A 16012-nucleotide genomic window follows, 5' to 3' on the forward strand; every position below is an offset into this window, starting at 1 on the left:
GGTGATTGTTATCTTACAGGTTTTATTGGTAATTATTGCCGTCCTGCTCTTTGGATTCATTATTTTCATCCACGAGTTCGGCCATTTTATGACAGCAAAATTGAGCGGGATACGGGTAAACGAATTTGCAATCGGTATGGGCCCGACGCTGTTCCGCTTCCAAAAGGGGGAGACGACCTACGCCCTGCGCCTGCTGCCCATCGGTGGCTTTTGCGCCATGGAAGGCGAGGACGAGGACAGTGATGACGAAGGCGCATTTAATAACAAACCCGTTTGGAAACGGATTTTAGTCGTCGTGATGGGCGCGGTGATGAATATCGTCCTGGGGCTTGTCCTGATGATGATTTTGTTAGTGCAGCAGCCGGCCTTCAGCTCCACAACGATCGCGGAGTTCCAGGAGGGCGCGGCGACCCAGGCGGCCGGCTTACAGGTCGGCGATACCTTTACAAAGGTAGACGGGTATAAGGTCACCACGGACCGCGACCTCAGCTTTGCGCTGGCGACGGCGAACCCGGACGCGGTGGACATCGAGGTTTCGCGCGACGGCCAGACTTTGACGTTTGAAGATGTCAAATTTAATACAAGGGATAACGATGGGACGAAAGTCCTGATGTTGGACTTCTATGTAAACCCAATCCCCAAAAATGTGGGGACGTTGATCACCAAGTCGTTCCAGGATACGGTTTCCACGGTCCGGATGGTGTGGTACAGCCTTGCCGGCCTGGTGACAGGGAAATTCGGCCTAAATGATATGGCTGGGCCGGTCGGCGCGGCCAGCGCAATCGGAGAAGTGGCGTCGCAGGGGTTGCAGCAGAGCTTTGGCACCGCGATCAATAACATCTTATACATGATGATGATTATCACGGTCAACCTCGGCGTGGTCAACTTGCTGCCCTTCCCGGCGCTCGACGGCGGCCGCTTTGTCTTCCTGCTGGTGGAAGCTGTGCGCCGCAAACCGGTCAATCCGAAATACGAAGGTTGGGTAAATGCCGCAGGGTTTGTGCTCCTGATGTGCCTCATGGTGGTGATCACCTTTAGCGATATTCTGCGGCTTGTGACAGGAAAGGGGATCGGCGCATGAGACAGCAGTCCAAACAGGTTTTTGCGGGGAAAGTGGCGATCGGCGGCGGCGCGCCAATCAGCGTGCAGTCCATGCTCAACGTCCCCGCTTCGGATATCGAGGGGAATGTGCGGCAGGCGGTAGAATTGGAGCGCGCCGGCTGTGAGATTCTCCGCGTTTCGATTCCCGACCAGGCGGCGGTCGCCCTGATTCCCGCCATCAAACAGGCGGTGCAGATTCCTCTGGTGGCGGATATCCACTTTGATTACCGCCTGGCGCTGGAATCCGCCGCCGCGGGAATCGACAAAATCCGCATCAATCCCGGCAATATCGGCGGGAGCGACCATGTAAAAGCAGTGGCGGACGCCTGCCGGCAAAGGGGGATCCCCATCCGCATTGGGGTTAATTCCGGCTCTGTGGAAAAGGAGATCCTGGCGAAATACGGCGCCCCGACCCCCGAAGCGCTGGTGGAGAGCGCGCTCTACCACGCCTCGTTGCTGGAGTGCTTTGATTTTACCGATATTGTCCTTTCGATCAAATCCTCCGACGTGGATACGATGATCCGGGCGTATGAACTCTGTGCGGAGCGGTGCGGCTACCCGCTCCACCTCGGCGTTACAGAGGCGGGGACGGAGCGCATGGGGCTGGTAAAATCCTCCATCGGAATCGGTTCCCTGTTGCAGCGCGGGATCGGCGACACCATCCGGGTTTCCTTGACGGCGGATCCGGTGAAGGAAATTGCGGCGGGCATGGACATCTTAAAGGCGCTGAATCTGCGCAATGAGGGGATTCAGTTTGTATCCTGCCCGACGTGCGGCCGCACCAAGATCGACCTGATCGCCATTGCGGGCGAGGTGGAGCGCCGCCTTTCTCATTGCAGGAAGCCCATCAAGGTGGCTGTGATGGGCTGTGCGGTCAATGGGCCCGGAGAAGCCCGAGAAGCGGACATCGGCATTGCAGGCGGTGACGGCGTGGGGCTGCTCTTCAAAAAGGGGGAGATTGTCCGCAAAGTGCCGGAGGACAAGCTGGTGGACGAGCTGGTCAAGGAAGTGGAGGCGCTGTAACCGGGGGATTCCCCGTCAAACCGTTTGATACCAATTTGGAGGCTGTTGGAACTTGAAGACTTTTGGTGAATTCTTTGGCCCATACATAGAGCTTTCCCGTTATCCGGAGAGCATGCACCACGGCGAGCTGACCGGCCTGCAGATCGATACGCGCAACCGCGTGTTGACCGCGAAGGTCGCTTTCCCGGCGCTGGTGGACCGCAATACGCTGTTTCACGCGGAAAAGGAGATTGCCAGCTGCAAAACGTTGCAATTGCATCGGGCGGTGCTCGACCCGCAGTTCCCGCAGGAGAGCTTTACCGTGGAATATTATCCCAACCTGGTGCAGGAGCTGAAACGGCGGGATGCCAGCATCAACGGGACATTAAACCAGTCCTCCGCGCGTTTGGAGGGCGATAAGCTGATTGTGACGCTCAGCCACGGCGGAGGGAACCTGCTGCTGTCCCGCCATGCAGACCGCCTTCTTTCCGACATCATCCGGGAGGAATTTGGGGTTTCGGTGCAGGTGGAGTTCGACGGCACGCTCACGCTGGACAGCGACAGTGTGGCCTATATCGAAAAGCAAAAGAAGCAGGAGGAAACCCTGCGGCGGGAAGCGGTGGTACAGGAAATCGAGGAATACGAACAGAGCATGGAAAAAAGCGCTTCGCCAAAGAAGCAAAAGAAGTGCATCAGCGTCCGCACGCCGGAAACCATGCTGCCAACCGTCTTGCTGGACACCGCAAAGGAGCTTTATGGCCGCCCCGCGAAAGCGAAGCCGGTTCCAATCAGCCGTATCACGCCGGACATCGGCAGCGTGACGGTTTGGGGCGAAATCTTTTCGGTGGATTCCAAATTGACGCGCGACCAGAACCGCAAAATCTATTCGATCAATATAACGGACTATACCAGTTCGATCACGCTAAAAATCATTGAACTCGTCGCCCAGTGCAAAATGTTGGACACGCTGAAAAAGGGGATGTCCATCCTGGTGCGCGGCGATGTGGAGTATGATAAGTACGACCGCGAGATTGTGCTGCGCCCCAAGGGGATTTCCACGGTGGAACAGCTCAAGGTGGTGGACGATGCGCCGGAAAAGCGCGTGGAACTGCATCTGCATACCAATATGTCCAGCATGGACGGCGTAAGTTCCGCCGGGGATTTGATCGAGCGCGCCTATGCGTGGGGGCAGCCCGCCATCGCCATCACGGACCACGGCGTGGCCCAGGCATTCCCGGACGCTATGAACGCCTTGGAGCGGATCACCGGGAAAGGCGGGAAATTCAAGGTGATCTACGGCGTGGAGTCGTACTTCATCAACGATATGGTGCCCGCTGTGACCGGCCATTCCAGCAACACACTGGACGATGAATTCATATCGTTTGATATTGAGACGACCGGCCTGAGCCCCAACAAGGAGCGCATCACCGAAATCGGCGCGGTGCGCATCCGCAACGGCGAGGTGGTGGAAAGTTTCGATACGTTTGTCAACCCGCAGATGCCGATCCCGCCGAAGATCACAGAGCTGACCGGGATCACGGATGAAATGGTGAAGGACGCTCCCCTGGAGAAAGAAGCGCTCAAACAGTTCTATGCTTTTTGCGGGAAGGATGCGGTGCTCCTCGCGCACAATGCAGAGTTTGATACATCGTTCATCCGCATTGCGGCGGAGCGCTGTGGGATGGAGTTCCCCTATGCCTATATCGATACCCTCCCCATGTGCCGCGCCATGCTCAAGGATCTGAAAAACCACAAACTCGATACGGTCGCCAAACACTTAAAATTGGACCCGTTCAACCACCATCGCGCCTGCGACGACGCGGCGGTGCTGGCGAAGATTTTTATCATCCTGATGACGCGGCTAAAGGAGGATACAGGCGCAAAAACCGTGGAGGACATCAACACCTCACTGGCGGGGGGCGACCCAAAGAAGATGCGCCCCTATCATCAGATTATTTTGGTCAAGAACCAGACCGGTTTGAAGAACCTGTATAAGCTGATCTCCTTCTCGCATTTGGATTATTTCTTCAAGAAGCCGCGCATTCCAAAGAGCGTGTTGACGCAGTATCGCGAAGGGCTGCTGATTGGGAGCGCCTGCGAAGCGGGAGAGCTATACCGGGCGATTTTCAACGGGCAGCCGTGGAATACGCTGTGCGAAATTGCAAGCTTCTACGATTATTTGGAGATTCAGCCGCTGGGAAACAACATGTTCATGGTGCGCAATGGCGACGTACCAAATGAAGAGACCCTGCGGGAGTTCAACCGGACGATCATCAAATTGGGTGAAAAACTCAACAAGCCGGTGGTCGCCACCTGCGACGTCCATTTTATGGACCCGAAGGACGGGGATTACCGGAAAATCCTGATGGCCGGGCAGGGGTTTGACGACGCCGACCATCAAGCGCCCTTGTATATGCGGACGACTGCGGAAATGCTGGAGGAATTCGCTTACCTTGGAAAAGAAAAGGCGTATGAAGTCGTCGTGACGAACACCCAAAAGATCGCCGATATGGTGGAGCAGGTACGCCCGATTCCGGAGGGCGTGTTCCCGCCGTTCATCGATGGGGCGGAGGAACAGCTGAATGCGATCTGCTGGAAGCGCGCCAAGGAGATCTACGGCGACCCGCTGCCGAAGATCGTCCAAGACCGCTTGGAGCGCGAGCTCGGTTCCATCAACAAGCATGGATTCTCCGTGTTGTATATGACAGCGCAGAAGCTGGTGGCGGACTCCGAGGCCCACGGCTATCTGGTTGGGTCGCGTGGTTCGGTTGGCTCGTCGTTTGTGGCCAGCATGTCCGGTATCTCAGAGGTCAACCCCCTCGCTCCGCACTACATCTGCCCGAACTGCAAGAACAGCGAATTTATCACGGATGGTAGTTACGGTTCCGGCTTTGACCTTCCGCCGAAGAAATGCCCCAAATGCGGCACGGATTACAACCGCGACGGCCACACCATCCCCTTCGAAACTTTCCTGGGATTCGATGGCGATAAGACGCCGGATATCGACTTGAACTTCTCCGGTGAATACCAGTCGGGGGCACACCGGTACACAGAGACGCTGTTCGGCAAGGACCACGTGTTTAAAGCCGGAACCATCGCGACGGTTGCGGATAAGACCGCGATTGGGTTCGTCAAGAAATATGCGGAAGAACACAACATGGTTCTGCACCGCGCAGAGGAGCAGCGCTTGGCGATCGGCTGTACCGGCATCAAGCGCACCACGGGCCAGCATCCGGGCGGCATGGTGGTCGTGCCGAGAGGACACGATATTTTTGAGTTCTGCCCAGTGCAGCATCCGGCCAACGACCCGAATTCCGATAATATCACAACACACTTCGACTTCCATTCCATCCACGATACGATCTGTAAGCTGGATGAGCTCGGGCACGACGTTCCGACCATCTATCACTATCTGGAAGAATACACGGGCATCCCCGTGATGTCCGTCTCGATGAGCGACCCAGAGGTGATGTCCCTGTTCGAGTCGCCCAAGGCGCTGGGGGTCACGCCGGAGGACATCGACTGCCAGACGGGGACCTTTTCGCTCCCCGAACTGGGGACGCCCTTTGTGCGGCAGATGCTGGTGGACGCGAAACCGAAGACCTTCTCCGACCTGCTGCAAATTTCCGGTTTGTCCCACGGCACGGACGTGTGGCTGGGAAATGCGCAGGACCTCATCAAAAAGGGGACTTGCACCATTTCCGAGGTCATCGGTACGCGCGACAGCATTATGACATACCTTCTGCAAAAGGGCCTGGAGCCCAAGATGGCGTTTAAGATTATGGAGATCGTGCGTAAGGGAAAGGCACCGAAGCTTTTGACCGACGAACATAAACAGGCGATGCGGGACCACAATGTGCCGGAATGGTACATCGATTCCTGTATGAAGATCAAATACATGTTCCCGAAGGCGCATGCGGCCGCCTATATGATTTCGGCTTTGCGCTTGGGATGGTATAAGGTGCACCGTCCGGTGGAGTATTATGCGGCCTATTTCAGTGTGCGCGGCGAGGACTTTGACGGCGCAACGGTCATCCAGGGGCGCGAAGCGGTGCGCCGCCGCATGAATGAAATCAGCATGAAGGGCAAGGAGGCCAGCGCCAAGGAGGAAGCGGCCTATTCCACGTTCCAGATTGCGAATGAAATGCTGGCGCGCGGGATCGAAGTGCTCCCGGTGGATCTATATAAATCGGATGCGAAAAAATATGTGGTGGAAAACGGGAAGATCCGCTTGCCGTTTTCTTCCCTGGCAGGCGTGGGAGAAGCGGCGGCGAACGCTCTGGCAGAAGCGCGGGAGACGGGCGGCCCGTATATCTCCGTTGACGACCTGCAGGCGCGCTCTAAGGTATCCAAAGCGGTCATTGAAATGTTGGAGCAGGCCGGCTCCCTGAAGGAGCTGCCGGCCAGTTCGCAGATGACGCTGTTTTAGAGGCAGGGAGAGGGACAACGATGGAACAGAAACAACAGATTGCTTCAACCGCCCGCGTGGCACGCGGCGCGGTTTTAGTGGGCGAGGTGACACTCGGCGAGGAAAGCTCCGTATGGTATAATGCGGTGGTACGTGCGGACAATGCCCCGATTGTCATCGGCGCCCGCTCCAATATTCAGGATTGCTGTGTGCTGCACGTGGACGAAGGGCATCCCATCCAGATTGGGGACGGGGTCACCGTGGGCCACGGCGCCATTTTGCACGGCTGCACCATTGGGGACAATTCGCTCATCGGAATGGGCGCGGTGGTGCTCAATGGGGCGCAGATCGGGAAAAATTGCATCATTGGCGCGTCCGCCCTGGTGACGCAGGGGATGCAAGTGCCGGATGGTTCTATGCTGTTGGGCGTACCGGCCAAGGTGCGCCGCCCGCTCACAGAGGAAGAGATTGAGAGCAACCGCCGCGCAGCGGAGGAGTACATTCATAGTATGAAAACATTGGATTGAGGGAGAAAGAAGGGGGAGGAAGAGCAGATGGGGAACCGAATCTTTTTCAGCCATGCAAGTGCGGATAAGGAATTGGTAGAACGTGTCGTTGATTTTTTTGTCTCATCCATGGACATCCAGAGAAGGGAAATCTTTTGTACTTCCCTGAAAGGAACGTTGCCGCCGGGAAAGGAATTCATTCCGAGGATCAAGCAGGAAATTGCCGGTTGTAAAGTGGTTGTGATGCTCATTACACAGGCGTATTTGGAAAGCCCATTCTGCTTGGCGGAATTGGGAGCGGCTTGGGCGCTGAACCAGGAGATCTATCCGTTGACGGTTTCGCCGGTCACCTATAAGGATTTGGAAAGAACGCCGCTAAAAGGGATACAATGTCTGGACCTGCAATCCGAAGAGGATCTTTCCGTTTTATATGACTCTTTTGTAAAGAGTGAAATCGCGGAAAGCAATGAGCTCCTTTTCCGTAAGGGATTGCATCAATTTTTAGCAGGCGGGCCGGCTCATGGGAGCGCTTCCAAAGAGCAACCGGGAATTATTGATCATGCTGAAGAACTAAAGGATTATATCAAAGGTTTGGAAGATCAAGTGGCTAAAAAGGATGTACAAGCCCAGTTTTTGCTGGGATGTATCTATTCCGAAGGGATCTTGGTCCCGCAGGATACGAGAAAAGGAATCGAATATCTACGCGAAGCAGCAGATAATGATGATCCTGCGGCGCAATACCATCTATCGAGCTTATATTATCGAGGGGTGACTGGAAAGCCGGATTTTGATAAGGCTTTTCAATGGGAGAAAAAAGCGGCGGATAATCGATATGTACCGGCGATGGGAGAGCTAGCTTGGCTATACAGAGCTGGTTTGGGTTGTGAGCGCGATTTAGAGGAAGCTAAATGCTGGTATGAAAAGGCGATTGAAAAAGGATATGTAGGTGCATACCGGCCATTGGCGGAAGTATGCGAGCTGCTTTTACTGTTCGACGATGCAGTGAAATGGTGGGAAAAGGCCGCAGATTTAAATGATTCTTACGCTTGCTACCATCTGGGCAAGCTCTACAAAGACGGATATGGAAAGCAGAAACCGAATTATCAGAAAGCTGCGGAGTTGTTTCGGAGAGCATCGGAGCCGGAACATAACCAAGTGGAAGCACAATATGAATTGGGACAAATGTACTATTTGGGTTATGGTTTTGTAGGGAGAGACTTCAAGGAGGCTTTGCGATGGTTCCAGTCTGCGGCGGAAGCCGGACAAGTTAATTCGCAATACAATACCGCCTATCAGTATCAGTATGGGTTGGGCGTGGAACAAAATATCGACGCTGCAATCGAGTGGTTTGAAAAAGCGGCAGCACATGGGCATGTGTTGTCCCAAGTGCATGTAGCGAACCTTTATGCCAGTTTACATACTGCGGCGGGATATGAGAAGGCGCGGTATTGGTATGAACAGGCCTGTAAGCAGAATGGTTTCGAAGCGTACCGAAAACTGGGCGATCTATATTTCTGGGGGCTGGGATGTCAGGCGGACCGTGCAAAGGCGCTCCGTTATTACCGGAAGGCGGCCGAACAGGGGGATGACATTGCGAAAGCAAAGCTGGGAATGGGTTTAAAAACGATTCCATTTGAAAAGACAGGAGAATGAGATTTGGGAACGTATACGACGCTGTTGCTGGACGTGGACGGCACGCTCTTGGACTTTAAAGCCTCGGAACGTGCCGCTTTGGAAACGACCTTCCAGCGCCATGGATATTTGCTAAATGATTCCGTTAAAGAGACCTATCATGCGATCAACAGTGCGCTTTGGGGCCGGTTCGAGCGTGGCGAGATCTCCCGCGAGGAAGTGATTTACAGCCGCTTTGTGGAATTGTTCCGCGCGCTTGGCATCGATGGCGACGGGCGCGCGTTTGAAGATGAATACCAGGAAGAGCTGGGCCGGGGGGCGTTTTTGCTTCCGGGGGCCGAGGAGGTTTGCGCATATTGCGCACGGTTCTGCGACCTGTATATTGTCACCAACGGCGTTTCCCGCACCCAGTACAGCCGCCTCCACGATTCCGGTTTGGACCGTTATATGAAAGGGATTTTTGTCTCTGAGGACGCTGGGTATCAAAAGCCGATGAAGGCATATTTTGATTATGTGTTTGCACGCATCCCCGGCTTCCAGGCGGAAAAGACGTTGATCGTGGGGGATTCGTTGAGTTCCGATATCCGGGGTGGCAACAACGCGGGAATCGATACCTGCTGGTATTGTCCAGATGGAGGACAAATGCCCGGCGACGTGCGGGTGAATTATACGATCCGTCGCTTGGAAGAGTTGAAGGATTTGATTGCATGAGGGCTTGCCAAGAGCAGGCCCGCTTTTTCCGGATGGATAGCTGGATTTCGAGAAAATCCGTTAAAATAGGTTGACACATATAGTTCACTATGCTATTATATTAGCACGCTAAAGCGGAGCGGGGAATCCCGCATGCATTTTGAGGAGAAACGGTAGGTTGTTATGAAGAAATACAACAAGATTACACCGGAAGGCACCAAGGATCTTCTATTTGAAGAATGCCTGGCGCGGCGCTATGTAGAACAGACGCTGTCGGACGTCTTTTCTTCCAGAGGATTCAACGAAGTTGTGACGCCGGGACTGGAATTTTACGATGTGTTCGATCCGGATTTTTCCGGAATCAGCCAGGAAACCATGTACAAGATGAGCGACCGCCACGGCCGCTTGATGGTAATGCGGCCCGACTCGACTATCCCGATCGCGCGCCTGACTGCGACCCGGCTGCAAACCTTGCCGAAGCCGGTGCGCTTATATTACAATCAAAAGATTTACCGCAGCAATCCAGGGCTCACCGGCCGCAACAATGAGGCGACCCAGACCGGAATTGAGCTTTTGGGAGCGCCCGGACGCCGGGCAGATTTGGAAGTCATCGTTACCGCAGTGGAAGCGCTGAGCCGCTGCGTCCCGAACTTCCGCCTGGAATTGGGCCACGCTGGATTCTTCCGCGCGTTGGCCGCGCAGCTTCCCATTGGCGACGACCTGCGGGAGGATATCCGCAGCACCATCGAGTCCAAGAATTACGCGGCGCTGAACACCATTCTGGATCAGCTGGAAAACAGCCGTCCGGTGGACGCGATGCGCCGGTTGCCGCGCTTATTCGGCGGGGAAGAGGTCTTTGCGCAGGCGGCGCCGCTGTGCAGTGATGAGACGTCCAGCAAGACGTTGGCTTATCTGCACGAATTGTACCAGGCGCTGGTGGAATTGGGCCTTGGCGACCGGATGATTGTAGACTTGGGGCTGGTCCAGCGCAATGATTATTACACAGGCGTGATTTTCAGCGCGTATGTAGAAAATGTGGGTGACGCCGTTTTGCTCGGCGGCCGTTATGACAAGCTTTTGGCCCAGTTTGACACGCCGATGCCCGCGGTTGGTTTTGGCGTCAATGTGGATGGGTTGGCAGAACTGCTGCTCAAGCAGGGAAAAATCCCGGCGGCAACGCCGGTGGAAGTCTTGGTGCACAGCGACGAAGGGTATGAGATCAAGGCGTTGCAATATGCATCCCGCCTGGCGGGGCAAGGCTGCAAATGTGAGAGTTCTGTATTTGAGACGCGCGAGGAGGCCCTGCATTATGCAAAGGTGCGGGGAATTCACCGGGTCGACTGTGTGAGCGATTGCGTGGAAACCATCAATCTATAGGGGAGTCGTTATGAAACCATTGAGAATGGCCCTGACAAAGGGCCGGTTGGAAAAGGATACCGTGGCCCTGCTGGAGCGCATCGGCTACGATTGTGAAGCGGTCCATAACAAGGGCCGGAAGCTGATCTTGCCCGTGGGAGACCGCTTGGAAGTGGTGCTTGCAAAGGCGGCGGATGTCATCACCTATGTGGAGCACGGCGTGTGCGATTTGGGCGTGGTGGGGAAGGATACCATCATGGAAAACGGGACCAGCTTCTATGAAGTGTTGGACCTGGGGTTTGGCCGCTGTAAATTTGCGCTGGCCGCGCCGAAAGGAAGCGATTTCTTTGGCGGGTATGCCAGCCGGACCATTGCTACCAAGTATCCCAATGTGGCGCGCAATTATTTTGAAAGCAAGGCGATGGACATCCGCTTCATCAAGATCGAAGGATCGGTGGAGCTGGCCCCCCTGCTGGGGTTGTCCGATGCCATTGTCGATATTGTGGAAACAGGTACAACCCTGAAAGAGAACGGCCTGGAGGTCGTGGAGACCATCTGTGACATCTCCGCACGTTTGATCGTGAATACTGCAAGCCTGAAACTGCGCAAGGCGGAGATCGAAGAGCTGGTTGCGCAGATGGAACAGGCAAAGGAACAGGCATAAAGGAGGCGGGAGCGTTGATTCAATATGTGAAACAGGGCGGCGATTTTGGCCGCGCCTTTATCCAGCAACTAAAGGAGCGCAGCGCGAATTCCGGCAAGAAGGTGGACGACGCTGTCGCTGAAATTGTAGAGACAGTGCGACGCAACGGGGATGCCGCTGTGCGCATGTATACGGAGCGGTTCGACGGAAGCGTCCCGGAACAATTGGTGATTGAAAAGGCGGATATGCAGGAGCTGATTAAAGCATGCGACCCCGCCTTTGTTGCGGCTTTGGAGAGAGCAGCTGCAAACATCCGGGATTTCCATGCCCGGCAGAAGCAGCAGAGCTGGTTGCAGACCGAGGCCAACGGGGTCATTATGGGCCAGCGTGTGCGCGGGCTTGCCCGTGTGGGGCTGTATGTGCCCGGCGGCACGGCTGCCTATCCTTCCTCGGTCTTGATGAACGCGATCCCCGCCAAAATCGCCGGGGTCAAGGAGCTTGTCATGGTGACGCCGCCCGGAAAGGACGGCAAGCCCAACCCGGATATTCTGGCGGCCGCGCTGGTGGCCGGTGTGGACCGCGTGTTCCTGGTGGGCGGAGCGCAGGCTGTGGCAGCGTTGGCCTTTGGAACGGAGAGCATTCCCAAGGTGGATAAGATCGTTGGGCCGGGAAATATCTTTGTCGCTACGGCAAAGCGCCAGCTCTATGGCACGGTGGACATCGATATGATTGCCGGCCCCAGCGAGATCCTGATTCTCGCAGACGATACGGCAAATCCGGAATTTTTGGCAGCGGACCTCATGTCCCAGGCGGAACACGATCCGCTGGCCTCTTCGATTTTGCTCACCACTTCGGCGCGCATCGCAGAGGAAACCATCGCCGCTGTTTACCGCCAGATCGAAGGCCTGTCCCGCAAGGACATCATCAACCAATCCCTGGACAATTTTGGCGCAGTGATGCTGTGCAACGATATGGAGGAAGCGGTTGAGTTTGCCAATGCATTGGCCCCGGAACATCTGGAGGTCTGTGCCGCGAACCCGATGGAGTTTATCGGGAAGATCGACAACGCGGGATCGGTGTTTCTCGGAAACTGGTCGCCGGAACCTCTGGGTGACTACTTTGCAGGGCCGAACCATGTGCTTCCCACCAGCGGGACGGCGCGCTTTTTCTCCCCGCTTTCGGTGGACAGCTTCGTCAAGAAGTCCAGCTTCATCTATTATACGCAGGACGCCTTGATGCAGGCAAAGGAGGATATCATTAAGCTCGCAGAGACGGAGGGCTTGACCGCGCACGCCAATTCGATCCGCGTACGCGATAAGCAAGAGGCCGCCAATTGAACGTCCATTATAGAACGGAGGAACGACCATGCCCTATACGCTGAACGATAAATTAAAGGATTTGAAACCGTATGATCCGATTTCCGGAGATTACTCCATCCGTTTGGACGCCAACGAGTCCTTTTTGGAATTGCCCATTGAGCTTTTGGAAAAGGCGCAGTACGCCATGGCGGACATTGCGTTCAACCGGTATCCCGACCCGAATGCCACGGAGCTCTGCGAAAGCTTTGGCGCTTACTACGGCATTGACCCCGCGCTTGTAACTGCGGGCAACGGCTCGGATGAATGGCTGTTTATCATCGCATCGTCGTTCCTGATGCGCGGCGATAAGATTTTGACCGTGGAACCCGACTTTTCCATGTACCGCTTTTATGGCTTTTTGGCTGAGGCGGAGAGCGTGGTCTATCAGAAAAAAGAGGATCTCACGATCGATGTGGATGCATTGATCGCCGCGGTAAACGAGAGTGGGGCGAAGGTGGTCCTGTTTTCCAACCCCTGCAACCCGACGTCCCTTGGACTATGCCGCGAAGAGGTACGCAAGCTGATTACCTCCGTTTCTGCGTTGGTGGTCCTGGATGAGGCATATATGGATTTCTGGGATCAGTCCCTCCTGGGCGAGGTGGCGCAGTATGACAACCTGATTATTTTGCGCACCTGCTCGAAGGCGTTTGGCATGGCGGCGGTCCGCCTCGGCTTTGCCGTGGCAAATCCGAAACTGACGCAGACGCTGCGTGCGGTCAAATCCCCGTATAATGTAAATTCAGTATCGCAAAAGATTGGTGCGCTCGTGATGAACGAGCAGGAAGTTCTTCATCAAGCGTTGGACGAAATCATCCTTTCCAGGAAGGCGCTCCAGGCTTCTTTGAAAGAGCTGGAGAGCAAATATCCGGATCAGTTGTATGTCTATGACAGCTGTACCAATTTTGTGCTGGTGCGCATGCCAAGGGCCAAAGAAGTGTTTGAAGGGCTCCTGGAGAGGGGAATCGCTGTGCGATTTATGGGCGATACGCTCAGAATTACAGCGGGTAGCGCGGAAGAAAATGCACAATTGTTAAAAAATTTAGAATCTCTACTTTCATCCTCCACAAATCCGTAAAAATGGTGTAAAATAAATTGGATTCAAAAAGTGAGGTACAGCTATGAGAACCGCACAGGAGACCCGGAAGACAAAGGAAACCGACATTGCCATAGCGCTTTCGCTGGACGGCGGCGCCGTAGAGATCTCGACAGGAATCGGCTTTTTTGACCATATGTTGACGGCCTTTGCCGTACACGGCGGCTTTGGTTTGCAGGTCAAGGCGGCGGGAGACCTCTATGTGGACGGGCACCACACCGTGGAGGACACGGGGATTGTGCTCGGGAAGGCGTTTGCCAAGGCGCTGGGCGATAAGTCCGGCATTGCGCGCTTTGGCAGCTTTTACATCCCGATGGATGAAGCGCTTGCATTTGCCGCGGTGGACGTGAGTGGAAGGCCATTTTTGGCATTCCGGGCGGAATTTTCCCAGGAGCGCACAGGCGAATACGATCTGTGCCTGACGGAAGAATTCCTGCGCGCATTCGCTATGAATGCCGGGATTACGCTACATGTCCGCTTGGAATACGGGGCAAATGCGCACCACGAGGTGGAGGCGATTTTTAAAGCGGTCGCCCACGCGTTGCGGCTGGCAACGGCCCAAACCGGCGGCGGTGTCCTTTCCACAAAAGGTTCCCTGTAAGTTCCACCTGTAGTTCCTTTTTGCAACGGAATTTTATGGAATACGGAATAGGAGGTAGGCAAGAAGATGGTTATTCTGCCTGCAATTGACATCAAAGATGGAAAATGTGTGCGCCTTGTACAGGGAAAGTACGATTCCGCTTATACCGTTGCGGAAAGTGCAGCGGACACAGCCAAGGCCTTTGAAGCGATGGGCGCAACATGGCTCCATATGGTGGATCTGGACGGCGCAAAAGAAGCAGTCCCGGTGAATACGGATATGATCTTTGACGTATTGAAGCAGTGCAATTTGAAAGTCGAGTTGGGCGGCGGAATCCGCAACATGGAAACGATTGATTATTATATGGACCATGGCATTTCCCGCATCATCCTCGGCTCTGCCGCGCTGAATAATCCCGCGCTTGTCAAGGAAGCGGTTGCCAAATACGGGGATAAGATCGCTGTCGGCATCGATGCCATCGACGGAAATGTTGCGGCGGAAGGCTGGACGCAGACCTCTACCGTGAATTATATTGATTTAGCCAAACACATGGAAGACGCTGGAGTGAAATACATTGTCTTTACGGATATATCCCGCGACGGCATGATGGACGGCCCGAATTTCACCATGCTGGACAAGCTCAACCGTTCGGTGTCCTGTAAGGTGATCGCCAGCGGCGGCGTCAGCAGCTTGACGGACATTGTGGTGCTTACGGCGCTGAAGCTGCACGGGGCGATCTGTGGCCGTGCGTTGTATACGCGCGATCTCAGCCTGCGCCAGGCAGTCGACCTCTGCAAAGGGGTCAAGGAGGCGTGATGGAAGGGAAATACCGCACGGACGATGCGTTCATTGAGAGCTTTTTTCAGAAGGGCGATTTGCTGCCTGCCATTGTGCAGGAGGTCGGCACAAACGAAGTCCTGATGCTTGCCTATATGAACCGCGAATCTATGAAAAAGACGTTGGAAACGGGTTATACCTGGTTTTACAGCCGTTCCCGGCAGGAGCTCTGGAATAAGGGGGCCACGTCCGGCCATCTACAGAAAATTATCAGCATCCATGGGGACTGCGACAGCGATACGCTCTTGGTCCAGGTGGAGCAGACGGGGCCGGCCTGCCACACCGGTGCGCACAGCTGCTTTTTCAATGAGATTTGGCGGCGGGACGAGTAAATTGAAACGATAAAAGGGATGAATGGTTTATGAATGACACCCTCAAGAATTTGTATGAGACCGTTTTAAGCCGTAGGGACAGCCATACGGAGGGGTCTTATACCTGCTACCTGTTTGAGCAGGGGTTGGATAAAATCCTCAAGAAATGCGGAGAAGAGTGCAGCGAGGTGATTATCGCGGCCAAAAACGGCGAAAATCACGAGACGGTGATGGAAATTTCCGACCTGCTGTACCATTTGATGGTCTTGATGGTGCAGTCCGGCATCACCTTGGAAGAAGTAGAGGCCGAATTGGACAAGCGCAGCAACAAGACGGGAAATTTGAAGAAATTCCATTCGGTTGATAAAAACAGCTGAAAGAAGGCTGGGTTCCGCAAAATTTTGCGGAACCCAGCCTTTTTATCGCTTTCAGCATGACAAAACCCCCGGTTCTACCGGGGGTAGGTAAAAAAACCTTGGCAAAAGAAAAAGTAAA

14 protein-coding genes are annotated in these 16012 nt (G+C 54.8%); all 14 read left to right on the forward strand.

All coding sequences use genetic code 11. From position 1 onward, the window contains the following. The first annotated feature begins 1 nt into the window (after position 1). Entirely contained in the window at positions 2 to 1081 is a 1080-nt protein-coding gene (locus I2G69_RS08705; RefSeq protein WP_191362505.1) for a M50 family metallopeptidase, read from the forward strand. Next, positions 1078 to 2124, forward strand: a complete 1047-nt coding sequence (gene ispG, locus I2G69_RS08710; protein WP_195560646.1) for a flavodoxin-dependent (E)-4-hydroxy-3-methylbut-2-enyl-diphosphate synthase — start codon at positions 1078 to 1080, stop codon at positions 2122 to 2124. Before I2G69_RS08705 ends, ispG begins: the two co-directional genes overlap by 4 nt. A gap of 52 nt (positions 2125 to 2176) precedes the next feature. Beyond that, on the forward strand, positions 2177 to 6532 hold the full coding sequence (locus I2G69_RS08715; protein ID WP_195560647.1) for a PolC-type DNA polymerase III: 4356 nt from the start codon (positions 2177 to 2179) through the stop codon (positions 6530 to 6532). 20 nt (positions 6533 to 6552) lie between these two features. Next, positions 6553 to 7038 carry a gamma carbonic anhydrase family protein gene (locus I2G69_RS08720; RefSeq protein WP_191362502.1) on the forward strand — a complete coding sequence of 162 codons (486 nt, stop codon included), beginning with the start codon at positions 6553 to 6555 and terminating at the stop codon, positions 7036 to 7038. A 27-nt stretch (positions 7039 to 7065) separates the two neighbouring features. Then, positions 7066 to 8670: a TIR domain-containing protein gene (locus I2G69_RS08725; protein WP_195560648.1), complete on the forward strand. Its 1605-nt coding sequence runs from the start codon at positions 7066 to 7068 to the stop codon at positions 8668 to 8670. A 3-nt stretch (positions 8671 to 8673) separates the two neighbouring features. Beyond that, the gene (locus I2G69_RS08730; protein ID WP_191362500.1) at positions 8674 to 9360 is read left to right on the forward strand and encodes a YjjG family noncanonical pyrimidine nucleotidase; all 687 of its coding nucleotides are present in this window, start codon (positions 8674 to 8676) and stop codon (positions 9358 to 9360) included. Positions 9361 to 9522: 162 nt separating this feature from the next. After that, a complete protein-coding gene (gene hisZ, locus I2G69_RS08735; protein ID WP_191362499.1) occupies positions 9523 to 10716 on the forward strand; it encodes an ATP phosphoribosyltransferase regulatory subunit in 1194 nt (397 codons plus the stop codon). Positions 10717 to 10726: 10 nt separating this feature from the next. Next, the gene (gene hisG / locus I2G69_RS08740; RefSeq protein ID WP_087229293.1) at positions 10727 to 11359 is read left to right on the forward strand and encodes an ATP phosphoribosyltransferase; all 633 of its coding nucleotides are present in this window, start codon (positions 10727 to 10729) and stop codon (positions 11357 to 11359) included. A 14-nt stretch (positions 11360 to 11373) separates the two neighbouring features. Then, positions 11374 to 12675: a histidinol dehydrogenase gene (gene hisD, locus I2G69_RS08745; RefSeq protein WP_191395756.1), complete on the forward strand. Its 1302-nt coding sequence runs from the start codon at positions 11374 to 11376 to the stop codon at positions 12673 to 12675. A gap of 28 nt (positions 12676 to 12703) precedes the next feature. Then, the gene (locus tag I2G69_RS08750; RefSeq protein WP_191441720.1) at positions 12704 to 13771 is read left to right on the forward strand and encodes a pyridoxal phosphate-dependent aminotransferase; all 1068 of its coding nucleotides are present in this window, start codon (positions 12704 to 12706) and stop codon (positions 13769 to 13771) included. Between the two features lie 43 nt (positions 13772 to 13814). Further along, positions 13815 to 14390: an imidazoleglycerol-phosphate dehydratase HisB gene (hisB, locus tag I2G69_RS08755; protein WP_195560649.1), complete on the forward strand. Its 576-nt coding sequence runs from the start codon at positions 13815 to 13817 to the stop codon at positions 14388 to 14390. Between the two features lie 66 nt (positions 14391 to 14456). Continuing rightward, positions 14457 to 15185 carry a 1-(5-phosphoribosyl)-5-[(5-phosphoribosylamino)methylideneamino]imidazole-4-carboxamide isomerase gene (hisA, locus tag I2G69_RS08760; RefSeq protein ID WP_087229281.1) on the forward strand — a complete coding sequence of 243 codons (729 nt, stop codon included), beginning with the start codon at positions 14457 to 14459 and terminating at the stop codon, positions 15183 to 15185. Next, positions 15185 to 15538 (forward strand): phosphoribosyl-AMP cyclohydrolase, encoded by a 354-nt coding sequence (gene hisI / locus I2G69_RS08765; protein ID WP_087229278.1) that lies wholly within the window; start codon positions 15185 to 15187, stop codon positions 15536 to 15538. Before hisA ends, hisI begins: the two co-directional genes overlap by 1 nt. Positions 15539 to 15567: 29 nt before the next feature. Further along, positions 15568 to 15894 carry a phosphoribosyl-ATP diphosphatase gene (gene hisE / locus I2G69_RS08770; RefSeq protein ID WP_087229275.1) on the forward strand — a complete coding sequence of 109 codons (327 nt, stop codon included), beginning with the start codon at positions 15568 to 15570 and terminating at the stop codon, positions 15892 to 15894. Positions 15895 to 16012 lie beyond the last annotated feature (118 nt).

Source organism: Anaeromassilibacillus sp. D41t1_190614_C2 (genome assembly GCF_015558525.1).
Taxonomy (GTDB): Bacteria; Bacillota; Clostridia; order Oscillospirales; family Acutalibacteraceae; genus Anaeromassilibacillus; species Anaeromassilibacillus stercoravium.